This window comes from Dyadobacter bucti (assembly GCF_005869225.1).
GTDB classification, from domain to species: domain Bacteria; phylum Bacteroidota; class Bacteroidia; order Cytophagales; family Spirosomataceae; genus Dyadobacter; species Dyadobacter bucti.
The window spans coordinates 41,572-60,013 of the sequence record NZ_SWFP01000001.1 but is presented as its reverse complement, the minus strand read 5'-3'; the positions used below and the strand labels follow the sequence as shown (position 1 = coordinate 60,013).

At 49.3% G+C, this 18,442-nt stretch carries 12 protein-coding genes; 8 read left to right on the top strand and 4 right to left on the bottom strand.

Features of this window, described 5'->3' with window-relative positions:
* Positions 1 to 172: 172 nt before the first annotated feature.
* The 3 genes from FBF61_RS00215 to FBF61_RS00205 form a co-directional block, all read right to left on the bottom strand.
* The gene (locus tag FBF61_RS00215; RefSeq protein ID WP_138475054.1) at positions 173 to 667 is read right to left on the bottom strand and encodes a DUF2271 domain-containing protein; all 495 of its coding nucleotides are present in this window, start codon (positions 665 to 667) and stop codon (positions 173 to 175) included.
* A 5-nt stretch (positions 668 to 672) separates the two neighbouring features.
* Positions 673 to 2,145, bottom strand: coding sequence for an ankyrin repeat domain-containing protein (locus FBF61_RS00210; RefSeq protein WP_138475053.1), 1,473 nt, complete (start codon positions 2,143 to 2,145; stop codon positions 673 to 675).
* A gap of 130 nt (positions 2,146 to 2,275) precedes the next feature.
* Positions 2,276 to 3,535 carry an Hsp70 family protein gene (locus FBF61_RS00205; protein ID WP_138475052.1) on the bottom strand — a complete coding sequence of 420 codons (1,260 nt, stop codon included), beginning with the start codon at positions 3,533 to 3,535 and terminating at the stop codon, positions 2,276 to 2,278.
* 66 nt (positions 3,536 to 3,601) lie between these two features.
* Between FBF61_RS00205 and FBF61_RS00200 the strand changes: the two genes are divergently transcribed.
* From FBF61_RS00200 to FBF61_RS00185, 4 genes are read left to right on the top strand one after another with little or no spacing between them, the layout of a single operon-like run.
* A complete protein-coding gene (locus FBF61_RS00200; RefSeq protein ID WP_138475051.1) occupies positions 3,602 to 3,904 on the top strand; it encodes a hypothetical protein in 303 nt (100 codons plus the stop codon).
* 51 nt (positions 3,905 to 3,955) lie between these two features.
* Positions 3,956 to 4,621 (top strand): peroxiredoxin, encoded by a 666-nt coding sequence (locus tag FBF61_RS00195; protein ID WP_138475050.1) that lies wholly within the window; start codon positions 3,956 to 3,958, stop codon positions 4,619 to 4,621.
* 6 nt (positions 4,622 to 4,627) lie between these two features.
* The gene (locus FBF61_RS00190; RefSeq protein WP_138475049.1) at positions 4,628 to 5,770 is read left to right on the top strand and encodes an NAD(P)/FAD-dependent oxidoreductase; all 1,143 of its coding nucleotides are present in this window, start codon (positions 4,628 to 4,630) and stop codon (positions 5,768 to 5,770) included.
* 34 nt (positions 5,771 to 5,804) lie between these two features.
* Positions 5,805 to 6,074 carry a hypothetical protein gene (locus FBF61_RS00185; protein ID WP_138475048.1) on the top strand — a complete coding sequence of 90 codons (270 nt, stop codon included), beginning with the start codon at positions 5,805 to 5,807 and terminating at the stop codon, positions 6,072 to 6,074.
* 31 nt (positions 6,075 to 6,105) lie between these two features.
* Here the strand turns inward: FBF61_RS00185 and FBF61_RS00180 are convergent, their stop codons facing one another.
* On the bottom strand, positions 6,106 to 7,782 hold the full coding sequence (locus FBF61_RS00180) for a sensor histidine kinase (protein ID WP_138475047.1): 1,677 nt from the start codon (positions 7,780 to 7,782) through the stop codon (positions 6,106 to 6,108).
* 130 nt (positions 7,783 to 7,912) lie between these two features.
* On the opposite strand from FBF61_RS00180, the gene FBF61_RS00175 reads away from it, so the two are divergent.
* The 4 genes from FBF61_RS00175 to FBF61_RS00160 all read left to right on the top strand — a co-directional run bounded on the left by FBF61_RS00175 (position 7,913) and on the right by FBF61_RS00160 (position 18,441).
* Positions 7,913 to 12,052 (top strand): two-component regulator propeller domain-containing protein, encoded by a 4,140-nt coding sequence (locus tag FBF61_RS00175; protein ID WP_138475046.1) that lies wholly within the window; start codon positions 7,913 to 7,915, stop codon positions 12,050 to 12,052.
* A gap of 313 nt (positions 12,053 to 12,365) precedes the next feature.
* The gene (locus FBF61_RS00170) at positions 12,366 to 15,584 is read left to right on the top strand and encodes a SusC/RagA family TonB-linked outer membrane protein (protein WP_166444389.1); all 3,219 of its coding nucleotides are present in this window, start codon (positions 12,366 to 12,368) and stop codon (positions 15,582 to 15,584) included.
* A 46-nt stretch (positions 15,585 to 15,630) separates the two neighbouring features.
* Entirely contained in the window at positions 15,631 to 17,256 is a 1,626-nt protein-coding gene (locus FBF61_RS00165) for a RagB/SusD family nutrient uptake outer membrane protein (protein ID WP_138475044.1), read from the top strand.
* 18 nt (positions 17,257 to 17,274) lie between these two features.
* Positions 17,275 to 18,441, top strand: coding sequence for a glycan-binding surface protein (locus FBF61_RS00160; protein ID WP_138475043.1), 1,167 nt, complete (start codon positions 17,275 to 17,277; stop codon positions 18,439 to 18,441).
* Position 18,442 lies beyond the last annotated feature (1 nt).

Sequence of the window (18,442 nt, the reverse complement as noted above, 5' to 3'; positions counted from 1 at the left end):
ATGCCGAGCCGCGGCCTTTTTAATGGATTTGAACACTAAGCTGAACATCGTTCGCTATTTTACCGACGGAATACAGCCGTTCTCGCTGGGTCGCCGGCAGGATAAATCGCTAGCAGTTCGCCGGTAGGTAAATTCGAGCTTCGAGGCGGGTGGTCATGAAAAGCGCTGCCTGTTAATTAGGGCTGAACCTCACATACCGGATGAAGCCGGTACCATCGGTTTTAGCGGAAAGTGCTTCTGTTGTCAGCGGTATTTCCACATCTTTCACGTGGTATTTCTGATCTTCCACCGCACTTTCAAACCTGAGCTTATAACCTGCATTGATTTTCGCAGTTTCGATTTCAAACACATTTACACTGCGGTCGCCGCCGGTCACCGACGCTCCGGTGACAGCGCTGATATTGGCCGGTTTTTTGGATTGGAACTTGTACCACTCTTTCAGGCTGTTGTACCATTTTTTATCGGGACCCATGACATACAGTGTTTTGTCATATCCATTTTTGCTATTGATCAGAGAAACTACGATATAAGCACCTTCGCCAGCGTAATTGGTCATCTGTACCATGCATTTGTATTTGCTTGTACCGGTACTCTGTGCAAAAGTTCCCGAATGCGCGGCAAGGGTTAGCACTACAGATACAACTGCTGTTTTTATAAAATCAGACATGAAAATTATTTCAGGAAATTAACAGTTACATTGTTTTTAGAAAGCGACTCATTTTCACCTGCCAGGTCAAAAGCAGTCTCGTCGAAGCCGGTTACGATGTCCTTTTTAGCACCGATCGAGATCAGGTATTTCAGCACGGCGTCGTCTTTGGCAATCATGGCTGCTTTGTGCAGGGCGGTAATCCCTTCCTTATTTTTGGCGTTCACATCGACCTGGTATGCTTCCAGTTTTTTGATCAGCGCCAGATCATTTTTCGCCACAGCCAGATGGTACAGGGTATTGCCGTTCTTCTGACTTTCGGTGATGTTTAAACCTTTGTCCTGAAGAAGCTTCATTTTAACATCAAAATCCGCTGCATTCCGGGGCGCGTACGATTGGATCAGATAGTAAGCCAGGTTGTCACCATTGGCATCAGCTACACGCACAGACGCCCCTTTTCCGATCAGGTAACTGACCACCGCGGGAGAATTGCTGCGAACGGCCATAGCCAACGCAGTAAGCCCTTTCTGGTTGCCCTGATTGATGTTTTTAAGGGCCGGTGCGAGTAATGCAAGTACTGCTGTGTCGGGATTGGACGCGGCGGCGTTCATGAATGCCGTGTTTCCGTCTTCGTCTGCCTTGTTCACATCCACACCTTTCGACAGAAAATAACGGATGATATCGTCCTGCTTAGGCCTGCGTACCACCGAATGCAATGCAGTTTCGCCGTTTTTACCGACAATGTTCGGTTGAAGTTTCAGGCTTTCCAGATATTGGTATACTTCAATGGAATTGGCGCCGCGGCGTGATCCCTGAGCAGCCATCAGCATGGCCGTAGGGTTGGCAGGAACGCCTTTTTGCAAAAGTGTTTTCAATATCTCGATATTGCCGCCCCGTGCCGCATAACTGAATGCGTTATTCCCGGCAGCGTCAGTGCTTTTCAGGTCCAGGCCTTTGGATGTAAAATAATTGGTGATTGTGAAATCCTTATCGTTGGCGACTGCGATCAGCAGCGCATTGGCACCCTCATGGTTGAGGTCTTTTTTGAGATTGGCACCATTGGCCAGGCAGAGGTCATATACCTTTGTATTCTGCTGGCCGGCTCCGGCTGCAAAGTTGAGGGGCGTTGACCCGTGGCTATCGATCACGTCAGCTTTCGAGCCTTTTGCAATCAGATATTCCATGAGCTCGGTATTGCCTTTGCTCGCTGCCCAGTGCAGATAAATGCGGCTGTCGTGCGTCAGCTTGTCCACAGGATTTCCTGGCTGGCTGAGCAGGTATTCGACAGTTGCATTCGGAGCCCCGGCGTTTATCGCCAGAACCACAGGATCAAATGTAGCGCCGTTGAACTGGGAAGGGCTGCTTCCTTTCTCGATTTCCGCCTTTACTGCATTCACGTCCGGTGCGTTTTTCCAGAAGGATTGCTCCAGAAGCGTATTTTGCTGGGCATGTGCAGCAAAGGACAATAATGCTGCTGCAACGATTACTAGTTTTTTCATAAAAAACATGTTATTGAGATGCTGTTAACCTTCGGCATCGATGTGGCACTGTTTGGAAGTGCACAAAGTTAACGAGAACGAGTCTAAATAAATTTTTTTATCCGTTTTTTGATGAATTGTGGTATATTTTTCAGGAAAAACGGTTGCGGGCATCGTAGGCCAGGCCCAGCCCTACACTGGAAAGTTTGTTTTCTTCCGACCATTCCGCCGCAGGGAAAAGCCGCCGGAACTGATCCTGGATAAGCGGGATTTCCGTTGACCCGCCGGTCATGATCACCAGGCCGATCGCTTCCGGTCCGATCCCGGCCGCGCGCAGACATTCTGTGGCTGCCTGGACGATACGTTCCGTTTTTGTGGCAATTGCCAGGTTAAAATTCTCCCGCTCCACATCAATCCGCAGGTTCTGGTCAATGAAATCAAGCGCAGCCGCATAGCTATCATTGCTCGCCAGACCGATCTTGATCTTCTCTGTTTCTGCCAGTACCGCATGCCCTGTTTCTTGTTCAAGAATACTCACCAGCCTGCCGTAGCGTACCGGATCATGGGTTTCGCGGAGTAATTGCTTGGCTTGAAATATGATCTTGTTGGTATACAGAAAGTTAACCTTGCTCCATTCGGAAAGATCAAAGTAGTGGTAGGAGGGTACTTCCAGATTTTTAGAACCGTACCGGGACCGAAAGCCCAGCTCCGGCATCATTTCGGCAAGGCTCAGATCCTTATCAAAATCGTTTCCGCCGAGCCGTACGCCGGTGTTGGCCAGTATGTCACTGCTTCTGTCGGGCTTGCGGGCATTTTTACCGGACAGCCGGATAACCGTAAAGTCGGATGTTCCGCCGCCCAGGTCTACGACCAACGCCAGTTTCTCTCCGGTAACCCTTGCTTCATGGGCAAATGCAGCTGCTATGGGTTCAAACTGAAACCCGACATGCTCGAAACCCAGGCTCTTCGCTATGGCCTTCAGTTCGTTTTCTGCCCGTTGGTCAGCCGCCGCGTCATTGTCCGTAAAGTGTACGGGCCGTCCCATTACTACATGCTTGAGTTCTGTATTGCAATCGGATTCCGCCTTGCGTTTCATCTGATCCAGAAAGGCCGCAATGATCTGATCAAATTTCATCAGCTCGCCGTTGACCATGGTTCCCTGGCGCATGGCAGGAGAGCCCAAAACACGTTTCAGGCTTCGCATCAGCCTGCCTGGCTGCCGGCTCAGAAAGCGTTCGGTTGCCTCGCGGCCGAAAAATGCCTGATTGTCTTTTCTGGCAAAAAACATGGCACTGGGAATAGTATGGTGGTTTTTTTCAACCGGAACCAGGAAAACTTCGTCCTGATTTGCCACTGCCAGACTTGAATTGGAAGTGCCGAAATCAATACCGCAAAAAACAGAATTTATCATCGTTTGGAAAATTGGGGGCGCAATCTCCTATTATTTGCCGGGCTATCCAAATGAATTTTGAAACTAATGCCGCCACACAAGTCCCAAAGTTCATGCGGTTCGTCCCGGAGCAGGCACGTTCGTCCCTCTTTTTTGAATCTGAAACCGGATAGCGCCACTTTTGGTGGCGTTATGGGACTTCTAGATCTGGACAAAATCATCATTAAACGAACCATCCTCGGAATCCGCTGCAGTGCATGTGGCGGAAACCTGGTGGTTTCAAAAAAAAGATCGTTTGCTGCCCGGCTTGTGAAGATCACGTCTCTCGGAAGTATCAAGGCTGAGAGCTATGAGTGCGAAACCTGTAAAAAGGGTTTTCTGCTCATATAACCGGCTACAAGCAAATCTTTACCCTAGTCACAAACCTTTAATTTAAAACTTATGAGCCTCAGATTAAATGACGTTGCGCCTGATTTTCAGGCGGAAACCACCCAGGGACCTATCCATTTCCATGAATGGATGGGAGATAGCTGGGCTATCCTCTTCTCGCATCCCAAAGATTTTACGCCTGTATGCACGACTGAGCTGGGTTACATGGCCAAGCTGGCCCCGGAGTTTCAGGAAAGGAATTGCAAAGTGATCGGTTTGAGCGTTGACCCTGTCGAAAGCCACTTGAAATGGGAAAAAGATATTGAGGAAACGCAGGGCCATGCCGTAAACTATCCCATGATCGGAGATCCCGATCTGGCTATTGCCAAGCTGTATGACATGCTTCCTGCCGATGAACCCGGCACTTCGGAAGGCCGTACTGCCGCTACCAATCAGACTGTCCGATCTGTTTTCATAGTAGGGCCTGATAAAAAGATTAAGCTTAACCTTACCTATCCGATGACCACCGGGCGTAATTTCCATGAGATACTCCGTGTCCTGGATTCCATGCAGCTTACCGCCGGCCACAGGGTTGCCACACCGGTAAACTGGACCAATGGGGAGGATGTCATCATTGTGCCTGCCGTTTCTGATGCCGAAGCGAAAGAAAAGTATCCGGACGGCTGGAAAACCCTTAAACCGTATTTGCGGATTATCCCGCAACCAGGAAAAAACTGATCTTTTATGGCCACAAAACTACGTGTAGTCGTTCTGGGTGCAGGGTTCGGAGGCCTTGAACTGACGACCATACTTTCTGAAAAAATAGGGGATCGTCTCGATCTGACCCTGATTGATCAAAGCGACTCATTTTTTTTCGGGTTCTCCAAATTTGATATCATGTTCGGTCATAAAACCGCCGAACAGGTCAGGGTTTATTATAAAAACATTGTCAAACCCGGCGTGAAATTTGTGCGCGACACCATCACGCGTATAGATCCGATTGCAAAGCAGGTAAGCACGCACAGCGGGACAACTTATGAAGCGGACATTCTGGTAGTTGCCCTGGGGGCCGATTATGATGTGACGGCGACACCCGGCCTGGCCGAAGCAGGTAATGAGTTCTATTCTTTTTCAGGTGCAGAAATGTTACGGGAGTTGCTCCCCACGTTTTCAAAAGGCAATGTGATCGTCGGTGTATGTTCGGCCCCGTTCAAATGTCCGCCCGCGCCGAGCGAAGCCGCCTTGCTCATGCATGATTATCTGGTTAAGCGCGGTATCAGAAAAGATTGTACGATCAGCATCGTGATGCCGTTCGGACTGCCCATTCCCCCGTCGCCGGATACTTCTCTGGCACTGCTTGATGCTTTTGCGGAACGTGACATCACTTTTATTCCGAAGCATGTCGTGAAAACCATTAATCCGTCGCGCAAGGCCGCCATACTCGATGACGGGACCGAGATGCCTTTCGACCTGTTTCTCGGCATTCCCAAGCATCGGGTTCCGCGGGTAGTGGAGGAAAGCGGTATGACTGTAAATGGCTGGATTCCTGTTTCGAAGGTCAATCTGAAAACACAATATCCCGGTGTGTATGCCATCGGGGATGTCAACAGCGTGGGAACGCCCAAGGCGGGCGTATTTGCGGAAGGAGCGGCAAAAGTAGCTGCGGAATCGATAGTAGCGGATTTTGAGCGTGGCGAAGAACCGGCGCCTTACAAGGGAAACGGCATTTGTTATATAGAGTTCGGCGATGGGCGTGTTGGTCAGGTCAGTGTCGACTTTTTCTCAGGACCGTCACCTTTCGGGACTTATACGAAAGCCTCCGGCGAGATCGTAGCGGACAAGGAATATTTTGGGTCAAGCCGCGTAAGCCGCTGGTTTGGCCTGTAATGAAGTGAATTTTAAAACCTTAAACTTCGAAAAAATGCCAACTTATCTGGTTGAAATACCCCATTCCGAAAAGGTTTCGGACTGTATGCACGTCATCAATGTTTTTTTGACCTCAGGTTCTCATATTATTTCCAAAGCGCATTGGGGATGCAAGGACGGTGTGCACAAAATGTGGTTTATCTATGATTTTGAAAACAAGGACGAAGTACTCCGGTCTATCCCCCCGCTGATGAGGCCCCAGGCGCAGATCGTTGAGCTGGTGAAATTCCGTGTGGAGGATGTCACGCAGTATGCGGTAGAGTAAGATTTGTGCCTTCGGGATGAGATCTGTCATGCTAGTCAAAAGGCAGATGCACCCGGAACGAGGCCCCGCTTCCCGGCTGGCTTTGGGCTTTTATAAATCCTTTATGATTATCAACGACTTTCTTTACCGTTGACAGCCCAACGCCACTTCCGGCTTGTATGCCCCCGGCATGAAGGCGGGTGAAAAGTTCGAATATTTGTTCGGCAAACTGCTGTTCAAAGCCTACTCCGTTATCCCGGACCTCGATGAGGTGGTACTGCTTGCCGTGCTCGCTGGTGGGCTGAGACGAAATGTCGATATGCAAAGGCACTTCCGGATTGTGGTATTTCAATGCATTGCCGATCAGATTCTGAAACATCTGATTGAGCTGTCTTTTATAGCCGCTCACAACCGGCAGTTTGCCGAGGGTAATGGACGCGTTTGTTTCCTGGATGCTCACTTCCAGGTCTTCAATAACCTGTTGTATGTTTTCATTCAGGTCAACCAGTTCTTTTTCAAGAGGTACCCTACTGAATTGCGAGTAGGTCAGCAGGTCATCTATCAAATTCCCCATACGCTTCGAAGCATTGGCTATCTTGTTCAGCATCGCAAGATCATTTTCCGTCAACTGATTGACCAGCTGGGTTTTGAGGCGATCTGTGAAAATCTGAATCTTCCGTACCGGCTCCTTAAGATCGTGGGAAGCGGCATGGGCGAATGCCTGAAGATTCTGATTGGAGCTCTCCAGTTCCGCAATTTTTTTGAGTAATTCAAATTCCAGGTATTTCAGTTTCGTGTAGTCCGCAAAATGCAGGATCACCGCCTCGCCCATCTTGATAGCCGTCATTTCATTGTACAGATCGAGGCCGTCCTGATCGTAGTGGATCATCCAGGTATCGGTTATGCCAGACAAATAAGTCTTCGCAACATTGCTGAAGCTGGTTGTGTTCAGGTATCCCGGAAAAATCTCGCTGACTCGTTTGTACTGTATTTTTTCGGGTATCGTATTCGCGTAAGATGCGTATGCCTGGTTTGTCAGCTTAAACCGGAAATCAATGATCTCACCATTCTCAAAGACCGGTTCCAGTATCTGAAGTGGCTGTTTGAAAGAGTTGATGATATCCTGAAGATAAGCATTGGCTTCTCTGATCGATGCATTGGCCTGTTCCAGTTCTTCTGTCCTGCTGGCGACTGTTTCTTCGATTTCCTTGCGGGCATTCACTTTTGACGTCGTTTCCACACAAGTCACCAGCACGCCTTCAATCTGATCCTCGTCCCCGTATACAGGGCTGTGGCTGAATGTCCAGTATACATCTTCCAGCCGGCCATTTCTGAAGATCGGCACCATTCGGTCTTCAAACCACTGCGCCCTACCGGTTTTGTATACCTCGCTGATCAGCGAATCCGTGATTTCCCAGATTTCGGGCCATACTTCGTTCGCGGTTTTACCGATAGCCGGGTGCTTGCCGTTCACACCAAGACTGGGCCGATAGGCGTCATTGTAGAAGCAGATACGGTGTTTTCCCCAAAACAGGAACATAGGGAATGCTGAATGCAGCATGATACCGAGGGTAGTGCGCAGGCTGTGCGGCCACCGGCTGATCGGGCCTACAGGATTTTCAGCCCAATTATACTCCCAGATTAATGTACCCGCTTCGCCGGCATTGCGTAGAAACTGCGGCCTGATCGCCGGATCAATATCTTTTTCCAATTTGATGGGTTTTTCCATTAAAACTATTTTGATTTTCCCGAGCTAATTCGACTTAAATATAGTGTAAGATACATTTAGTTCAAACGCCAGGTATTTTGCCGGACAAAAGGTATTCCTTACCTTCAAACCAAGATCATATTTTTGTTCAATGCGAAGTTGGTTCTGGCGGTTTTGTTTGTTTTGTGCTGTTGTGCTGGGAGAGGTACGGGGTGGGTTTGCCCAATCCGGTCATTATCAGTTTGCGCGTTACAGCGCAGAACAGGGACTTTCACATAACCAGGTCAATTGTTTCCTGAAAGACAGCCGGGGGTTTGTGTGGGTAGGTACTTCCGGCGGCCTTAACCGTTTTGACGGCTATTCGTTCAGGGTTTTTAAGCATGATCCGGCTGATTCCGCCACCATTTCCGACAATCAGATCAATGCTATGTTCGAGGATCCCCAGGGGTATATCTGGATCAATACCCGTGCGGGATACGATGTGTACAATCCCGCTACCGAGCGCATTGATCACAACGCAAACAAGGCTTCGGAACATTTAGGACTTACCGATGCGGATTTTAGCCGGATCATGAAGACGCGGTCCGGGGATTACTGGATCAGTCACAACAAGCTGGGGCTGGTGAAATACCTGACCCGCACTAAAAAGTTGATCAGCGTTAAATTGAGCCTTTCCGACGGACAGAGTGGGCCGGGCAAGCGGGTGATTTCCGATTTTGATGAGGACAGGCAGGGCAATCTGTGGGTGGTTTGTGACGATGGGTTCCTGGTGCGTGTAGAGGCCCAAACCTACCGGACGGGGCTTCAAAGTACATTACTTCAGAAAAGAAGCTTGGCGAAATCCATCAATCACCGGGTTTTCGTGGATGATGAAGGCGATCCGTGGGTATATATTGTCAAAGCCGTGCAGGGTGCTTTCTGTTTTGATCAAAAAAACAACACGCTGCTTACCGCCAGTACGGCAGGGCCGGATTTCAGGTTGAACAATAACGCGGTCAGCTCAGTCATTTCCGGGCCCGACGGGACGATCTGGTTAGGTACCGACCACGGAGGGATCAACATTCTGGACAAAAAACGAAGGAGTGTCTCCACATTATTATCCAGCCCGAACGACCCGAGGACGATCAGTCAGAACAGCATACAAACGCTTTACAAGGATTCAACAGGCATGATCTGGGCAGGTACTTTCAAAAAGGGGCTGTGCAATTATCATAAAAATATTTTCAAATTTTCGCTTGTCCGGCATATCCCCGGCAAAGCGGGCAGCCTGCCCTTCGATGATGTGAATGTTTTTGCGGAAGACCGGAAAGGGAATATCTGGCTGGGCACCAACGGCGGCGGGCTGATTTATTACGATCGGAAAAACAGCACTTTCCGGCAATTCAGGAATATTCCGGGGGATCGTAATAGTTTAAGTAATGACGTGATCGTCAGTATGTTTCTGGATAAAAGTGACGTGCTCTGGATAGGTACTTATTTCGGGGGGCTCAACCGGTTCGACGGGACAACCTTTACCCGTTACCTGCATGATCCGGCCGATTTCACCAGTCTGATCGACGACAGGGTTTGGGAAATTTTTGAAGATTCGCGCCGGAGGCTGTGGGTAGGGACTCTGGGCGACGGTCTTGACCTTTTTGACAGGACAAAAAAGACATTCAGGCACTACCGCAGGCTCGCGCCCAACTCCGTGCGCTCGGACTATATTTCTGCTTTGCTGGAAGACAGGCAGGGTAATCTATGGGTCGGAACGGTTAACGGGATTGATGTTTTAAAGCGGGATTCCGGTCGTTTTATCCATTATTCTTACAGTGCCGGTGATTCTCTGGCCCTGAGCAGCGACGCAGTGACCTCACTGGCACAGGATAGTTTGGGCAACATCTGGGCGGGAACGCTCGAAGGCCTCAATCTTTATGACAGCAAACGAAATGCATTCATCAAATACAACACTTCGCATGGTTTGCCGGACAACTCTGTTTTAACTGTCGTTACAGATCAAAAACAAAACCTCTGGCTGGGAACACCAAAAGGCCTTGTGAATTTCAGGGTTACCAAACGGGCAGGGGGCATGCCTGCTGCGTTTGAGGTCAGTACCTATAATGAGGTGGATGGACTGCAAGGCAGAGGCTTCAATGAGAATGCTGCCCTCCGGCTTCGCTCGGGAGAAATGGTGTTTGGCGGCGCCAATGGATTTTCGATATTTGACCCGGCCCGGATCACGGATGAGCCTGTGGCTGCAAAGGTGATGCTTACCGACTTCCAGATCTTCAACAAAAGTATCAGGCCGGGGGAGTCTTTCGAAGGAGACCAGGTTTTGGAAAAATCGGTGACGCTTACAGACCGCATTGTTTTGAAATACAGCCAGAACGTGTTTACCATCGAGTTTGCCGCACTGAATTTTCTGCATTCCGAGAAAAACCATTACCTGTATACAATGGAGGGTTTCAATGACCGTTGGTTCGAGGCGGACAACTCCAGGAAAGTAACCTATACCAACCTCGATCCGGGTACTTATGTTTTTAAAGTGAAAATGAAAGAGGGCGGCGTATCCACAGAACGAAACCTTGAAGTGGAGATCTTACCTCCGTTCTGGCGCACGCCCTGGGCCTATTTCTTGTATGTTTTGCTGGTGATCGCCGCTTTGACGACGGCCCGCTGGATCCTGATCGAGCGGGAACGGATGAACTTCAAACTGGAACAGGAGCGGCGCTATGCCCAGCAGATGCATGAGCTGGATATGATGAAGATCAAGTTCTTTACCAATGTGAGCCACGAATTCCGGACGCCACTCACGCTGATGCTCACGCCTCTGGAAAATCTCCTTAAAAACATCCGTCAGGACCATGCTGTCCATAAGCAGCTGTCGCTGGTATACCGCAACGCGCAGCGGCTGTTTAATCTCGTTACGCAGATGCTGGATTTTAAAAAACTGGAAGTAGAAGAAACCCAGTTCAGGCCGGAACGGGGCGATATTGTGCGGTTTGTCGGCCAGATCGCCCAAACATTTTCCGAACTTTCAGAGCATAAACATATCCGTTACCAGTTTGAAAGCGAAGTGGATTCGCGGTATGCAGATTTTGATCAGGATAAGTTGTCCAAGGTAATGTACAACCTGCTGTCCAATGCTTTTAAATTCACCCCGGAAAACGGACAGGTTGCGGTTAAGTTGAGCGTTATCAGCGGCAACGGGCAGGACGACCTGCTGGAAATCAGGGTCGAGGACTCGGGGATCGGTATTCCCGCAGAAGCCCAGCAGAAGGTCTTTGAAAGGTTTTATCAGCATCCTATGCCCGACCATATCATGAACCAGGGCAGCGGGATAGGCCTTTCCATAGCCGGGGAATTTGTCAAAATGCATGGCGGTACCATTGATCTGGAAAGCACTGCGGGTATGGGAAGCACTTTTACAGTGACCCTTCCGCTGCGTGAAAGCCACCCGCCTAAATCACCACCCCTTTCTTCCGGGGAATCACCCGTTCAAAAATCTTCCATTGAAATAGACCTGCCCGTTGAAAAGGCGGGTAAAGACAGGCCGGTTGTTCTTCTTGTGGAAGATAATGATGAATTCCGGGAGTACCTCAGGGAAGTGTTTCAAAAGGATTACCAGCTGCTTGAAGCGCCCAATGGAAAAGTTGGCCTGGACATCACACTTGACAAGGTCCCGGATCTGATCGTGAGTGATGTGATGATGCCCGAAATGGACGGGATCGAACTTTGCCGTATCATCAAAACTGACCGGCGCATATCCCACATACCGGTTGTTTTACTGACGGCCAGGGCTGAGGAAGAGCAACGTTTACAGGGATATCAGACGGGCGCGGATGCGTATGTAAGCAAACCGTTCAGGCTCGATATCCTGCAAGTCAGGATTGCTAATCTGATCCGGCAGCGCGAGCAGCTCCAAGAGCAATTCCAGCAACATATAGAAATCCGGCCCAGTAAAGTAGCTGTTCGTTCGCTGGATGAACAATTTGTAATCAGCGCAGTTAAAGCCGTGGAGGATAACCTTGCCAATGCCGAGTTTACGGTTGAGGAACTGAGTGACGCAATGGCCATGAGCCGGGTCTATCTGTATAAAAAGGTACTGTCGCTCACAGGGAAAACCCCCATTGAATTCATCCGCATTATCCGCATCAGAAGAGGAGCGGGACTGCTGGAAAAAAGCCAGCTCACCGTTTCCGAAATAGCCTACCAGATCGGTTTTAACAACCCGAAATACTTTGCCAAACTTTTCAAGGAGGAGTATAAAATGCTGCCGACCGAGTACCGCAGGCAGCATAGTGTGCAGGATTGATACCGGAATAATTCAATATTTAATTCTGATACTTTAAATTTATTTCTTTCTGCAGATTCACTGTTTACGCAGCTGGTCTCTTCATTTCTGATGGCTAAAATGTAATAAAAGGTGAAAAAATGGCTTTATTTTTTGCCAGAGTTTACAAATGATCCCCTAATTGTAAACATTTGGACCCCTTCGAGCATGTTTTTATAGCGCACATTTGTCCAACTATTCATTCGATTTGTACCATTATTCTTCATTTGTGACAGGGATATCGGAATAGTCTAAATCGGAAATGGGCAAACATGCATTTTTAAAACAAAACAACATGCAACAAAATTTTTACGAAACAAGGCGGGAAAAACAAAGCTTAGATTTCCTCGTCCGGTTGCTGCGGCCGCTGCTTTATTCACTGGTGGTCCTGACTGTTTCAGCAGGCGCTTATGCGCAGACAGAAACCAAAAGAACCGTTACCGGTAGCGTGATTTCGGTAGAGCGAGGTGATGCGGTTCCTGGCACAAGTGTGGTGGTGAAAGGCACCTCAAACGGAACTACCACCAACACAGACGGTCAGTTCTCGATCGAAGCTGCTTCGGGCAACACGCTCGTTTTTTCTTTTATCGGGTATGAGACGCAGGAAGTAGTGCTGGGGAATAAAACCAGGATCGATATAAAACTGAAAGAAAACATATCGAGCCTCGAAGAAGTGGTTGTTGTGGGATATGGTGAAATGAAAAAGACAGACGTTTCCAGTTCGCAGGTGACTGTTTCCGGAAAAGACCTGAGCAAAACCATTAACACGTCGCTGGAACAGGGCTTGCAGGGCCGCGCCGCCAACGTAATGGTACAGCAAAACTCCGGGCAGCCCGGTGCTGCTCCATCCGTTCTGATCCGCGGGCTGAGCTCATTGACCGGTACTACCCAGCCCTTGTACGTGATCGACGGGGTGCAGATCAAGCCGGATAACATGAGGGACGATCCGAATAGCCGCCCGACGGGCTTCTCCAACATCCTGTCCAGCATTAACCCCGACGATATCGAAACCATCAACGTTCTGCAGGGACCATCTGCGACGGCCATATATGGTGCGGTGGGAGCGAACGGCGTGGTGATGATCACCACCAAGCGCGGAAAGGCAGGTGAAGCCAAAGTTAGTTTCAACTCGCTGGTGACGTTGCAGGCAGAGCCCAAACATATCAATGTAATGAACCTGAGGGAATACGCACAGTTCAGAAATGAAGCTGCGGCGGTTGGCTCCACGGCCACCGACCCGGAATTCGCTGACCCTTCCGTTTTAGGCAACGGTACCGACTGGCAAAGTGCGCTTTTCCGTCCGACGACTCTTCAGAAATACTCTGTAGGACTTAGCGGCGGAACTGAAAAAACGACTTATTATCTCTCCGGTGAATATTTTAACCAAAAAGGGATTGTGGAAGGTTCGGGTTTCAAGCGTTACAATGGCCGTCTGAACCTGGAAAACCAGACACGCAACTGGCTCAAAATCGGGGCCAACCTGAACGTGGGTATCACCGAAGAAAAAGTAAATACCAATAACGGCGGTATCATTCAACTTGCGCTGGACCAGAATCCGTCCGTACCGGTAACCAATCCTGACGGCAGCTGGGGCGGGCCTGCTTCCACGCAGTTCCAGTTTACCAACCCTGTGATGATCTCCAAAATTTACAATGATTACAACCGCCGGACCTCCATTCTGGGAAGCTTGTTCGCGGATGTGAAGCTTGCGAAAAATCTGGTATGGCATACAGAAGCGAACGGAACCTCGGAGTTTCTGAAATATTACTCCTTTCATCCGTCCTATACCATCGGAGGGTTTGTCGTGTCGCAGGATGCTGCTACTTCCACGCGTTCAGTGAACACCAATACCTGGTGGAGTTTGCACAGCCGCCTTACTTACGACCTGAAGCTGGACAAACACAGCATCAATATGATGGCCGGCCACGAGGCACAGCAGTATACTTATGAATCGCTGACGGCCACAAGGAAAAAATTCATTACCAACACCATTGAGGAGCTTTCGGGCGGGGACGGATCGGTGATTTCCAACGTCAGCAACAACAGCGGGAAAGGTGCCGGTGCGCGTGAATCCTATTTTGCACGTGTAAATTACAGCTTCAATGAGCGTTACTTTCTGCAGGGAACCTACCGTATGGACGGTTCGTCAGCATTCCGTCAGGGACGCCGCTGGGGTAATTTCCCGGCCGTATCCGCTGCGTGGAGGGTTTCGGAAGAACCATTTATGAAATCTGTCAATGCCATCAACGACCTGAAATTAAGGTTTGAAATCGGCCGCTCAGGCAACCAGGGAAGCGGCGGAAACGCTATTTTCTCAACGCTTCAAACGGTACCGACTGGCTGGGGAACAGGCTTTCTGGCATCCAACTTTGCGAACGAATTTCTTACCTGGGAAAAAGATGACGTGATCAATGCAGGTATGGACCTGCACATGTTCGGAAACCGGGTGGAACTGATCGTGGATGCATACATCAAGAATATCACCAGCCTGATCACCATCAATTCTTATCCCTTTACTTACGGAGGTGATATCGCGTATTCGCCGGGTTACCTGAGCTGGCCTGCCGTAAATGCCGGTTCTATGAAAAACAGGGGTATAGGCTTTACATTGAACACGGTGAATATCGACAAAGGTGGATTCTACTGGAAAACAGGCTTAAATGTTTCGTTCGACCGCAACAAAGTGACTTCCCTCCTGAACCCGATCACACCGATCTGGAATGCAACATCTGTAGGTTTTAAAACCGAAGTCGGACAGCCTGCAAGTATGATCACCGGCTACATTGCCGACGGGCTTTACCAGGATGGCAATGACATCAAAGGCCACGCTATCCAGACATCGAACGGCGAATTGACGATCAATCCTGCAACCGGCAGCTGGGTAGGGGATACCAAGTTCCGCGACCTGAACAATGATGGCGTGATCGATGCCGAGGACCGTACCGTGATCGGTAATCCATGGCCTAAGTTTACGCTTGGGCTGAACAACAATGTGAGCTATAAGAACTTCGAACTGAACGCATTCCTGACCGGAAGCTTTAAAAATGACATTCTGAATTACCCGCGTTACCGTGCCGAAATTCCTGGAAACGGAGGGGTATTTGGTAATCAATGGAAATCTGTAGCCAACTATGCGAGGCCAAGCAGCTATGACGTAGCCGATGCAGAAAATGTAACGCTAACCAACCCGGGCTATGCAATTCCACGTATCGCTCCGGGCGACCCGAACGGCAACAACCGGATGAGCACCAATTTCATTGAAGACGGTAGCTATGTGCGTCTGAAAAACATTACGATCAGTTACAACTTCTCTAAATCGATCCTGAAAGATTTGTTTATCAAAGGGTTGAAGGCATCGGTGGGCGCGCAAAATCTGTTCACCATCACCAAATACAAGGGCTACGATCCTGAGATCGGTATGGTCAACTACGGTGGTACCGTGATGGCAGGGATCGATACCGGCCGTTATCCTTCGGTACGTATGTATTCGTTCGGTCTGCTGGCTGATTTTTAACAGGTTCTGACAAACTGATATAACATCAATTCTAAAAATATTTTATATGCAATTCAAATTCAGACTCATAGCAGCTATCGGGGCGCTGATGCTCATGCAGGGATGCAGCGAGGACTTCCTGGACCGCCCGCCGCTGGACGCGCTCACTTCGGGGAATTTTTACAAAACAGATAATGAAATCCTGGCGGGAACCGCGCCGCTTTACAACATCGTATGGTTTGATTTCAATGACAAGGCGAATATGGCTTTTCAGGAGGCACGTGCCGGTAACCTGAATTCCAATGACCGTACTGCATACGTCAAGCATGCGATTCCTTCAACGGATGTCGGTACACTTTTGCCAGGGTATAAATCATTTTATAAGATCATTGCCCAGAGCAACAATGCCTACAAGGCGATCAAGGAGGCAACCGGAAGTACTGCCTCTGCAAATGTGAAAGCCCAGGGACTGGGAGAATGCCGTTTTATGCGTGCTACCGCATACTATTACCTGGTAACGAACTGGGGTGCAGTACCGATTGTATATGATAACGTGGCCCAGATCAATGAACCCCCTGTCCGCAACCGGATTGAAGACATCTGGAAACTGCTGATCCAGGATTACCGGTTTGCAGCGGCCAGTCTGCCTGCTACTGCCGACCAGGGACGGCTCACCAAATATTCAGCAGAAGGTATGCTTGCCAGAATGTACCTGATGCGCGCAGGACTGAACCAGAACGGTACCCGTAGCCAGTCGGACCTGGACAGCGCGAAATACTATGCGGAGAGTGTCATCACAAAAAGCGGCCTGTCGCTCGCCCCGACTTATGCAGAATTGTTTGAAAGCGCGAACAACAACAGCTCGAAAAACAATCCTGAAAGCCTTTTCTCCCTGCAATGGATGCCGATCAGCAATCCCTGGGGCATTAACAATTCCTTCCAGGCTTACTTTGCCTATGATGCAACCATCACCGGTACCGGTGACGGGTGGGGAGCTGCACAGGGAGTATCTGCCGACCTGGTAAAGTATTTTGTAGAAAACCCTGCCGATTCATTGCGCCGGAAAGCCATCGGTATGTTTGACGGCGATGTGTATCCGAATCTCAAAAAGGCATCGGGCGGATTGGTGTATACCCGGCCGGCTGCATTATCGGCCATTAAAAAATACATCATAGGCTCACCGGCGGACAATGGTGGTCTGGGCGGATTTATGTCGGCCAACATCAATTCCTATATGCTGCGCCTCGCCGAAGTGTACCTGATTTATGCGGATGCGGTGCTTGCCAACAATGCAACTACCTCCGATGCCAAAGCGCTTGAATACTTTAATGCTGTCCGCAAAAGAGCCGGTATGCCTGCTAAAGCTTCGCTCACTTTCGAGGATATCTTCAAAGAAAGAAGAATTGAAACGGTTTTTGAAGGCAATTCATGGAATGAGGTTGTTCGCTGGTATTATTTCAATCCTGCGAAAGCGATAGCCTATACCGCTGCACAGCATAAGGAAAACTATACCATGACGTACGTGGCTGGCTCAACGAATCCCAAAAAATACAATGTGGTTTATTCAACCGCGGAATACTACCCGCTGTCGGCCAACACATTGTATCTGCCCTTCCCGGAAGGAGAGATCGTGAATGCACCTTCATTGAAAAATGAGCCGGTGGCTTTTGATTTCAGCAAACTAGTTGACTAACCCTAATCTACGACTAACATGAATTTTAAATATCTATATAAGGCAGGTCTGGGCGTTTTGCTGGCGGCAGGGATGCTGTTGTCTTTCCAGAGCTGCAATGAGGATGACATGGACGGCGCGCCAACGATCACCAACGTTCGTCTGCTGGATCCCGAAAAGGCAGACAGTTCGGTTACCGGAGCCTTGCCGGGCACCTTGATCGTCGTTCAGGGGCAGAACCTCGGGAGTGTTTTAAAGGTGTATTTCAATGATTTCGAAGCGAGCTTTAATTCCGCTTTGGGCAGTAATTCAAATATCATAGTCAACATCCCGCCCAATGCGCCTACAAAAGCAGTTGAGGCCGGTGTCTCCAACAAGATCAAGGTTTTGACAAAAGGCGGGGAAGCTACCTATGACTTTGTATTGACGTCGCCTATGCCGGTTATCAGCGGGTTGTACTCTGAGTTTGTGAAAGCGAACGGAACGGTGGTGATCAACGGCGACTATTTTTATAATATCAAATCAGTGAAGCTTGGAACAACCAGCCTGCAGATACTGAGCAGTTCGGTAAAACAGATCACCGCGAAAATGCCCGCTACGGGCTTAATCGATGCCATTTCAGTGGAAGGAGAGTTTGGTACTGCCAAAACAAACTTCAAAATGAACGATAGCGACGGTCATATGATCAACTTCGATGTTCCTGCCACTTCCTGGGGATCGGACGTATGCTACGGTGCCGCGCCGATCATTGCTGCCACGGACCCGGGGGCCATTTCGGGTAAATATTCGAGGATCAAAGAAACCAAATTACCAGCCACTGGCTACAATGATGGCTGGATATTCTCAACCTGCTATTTTGAGTTCAAACTGCCCGCAGGCGCAGCAGCCGACAGGCAGTTTAAATTTGAACACAATATTGCAGAGCCGTGGAAAGCAGGCAAGTACGACATTACCATCGGGGCCGCCGGAAGCGAATATGTTTATTCGTTCCAGCCCTGGAATTCCACGGAATATGCTGCCACCGGTTATCAGACCAACGGATGGAGAACGGCAGTGATCGAGCTTTCGGAGTTCAAAAACGCAGCTGGTTCGACCATTGCCGATGTTTCCAAGATCACCGATCTGAAAGTACTGTTCAACACGCCGGATGTGACCATTGCGTCGTTCAACGGCAGCGTAGATAACTTCCGCATCGTGAAGAAGTAAT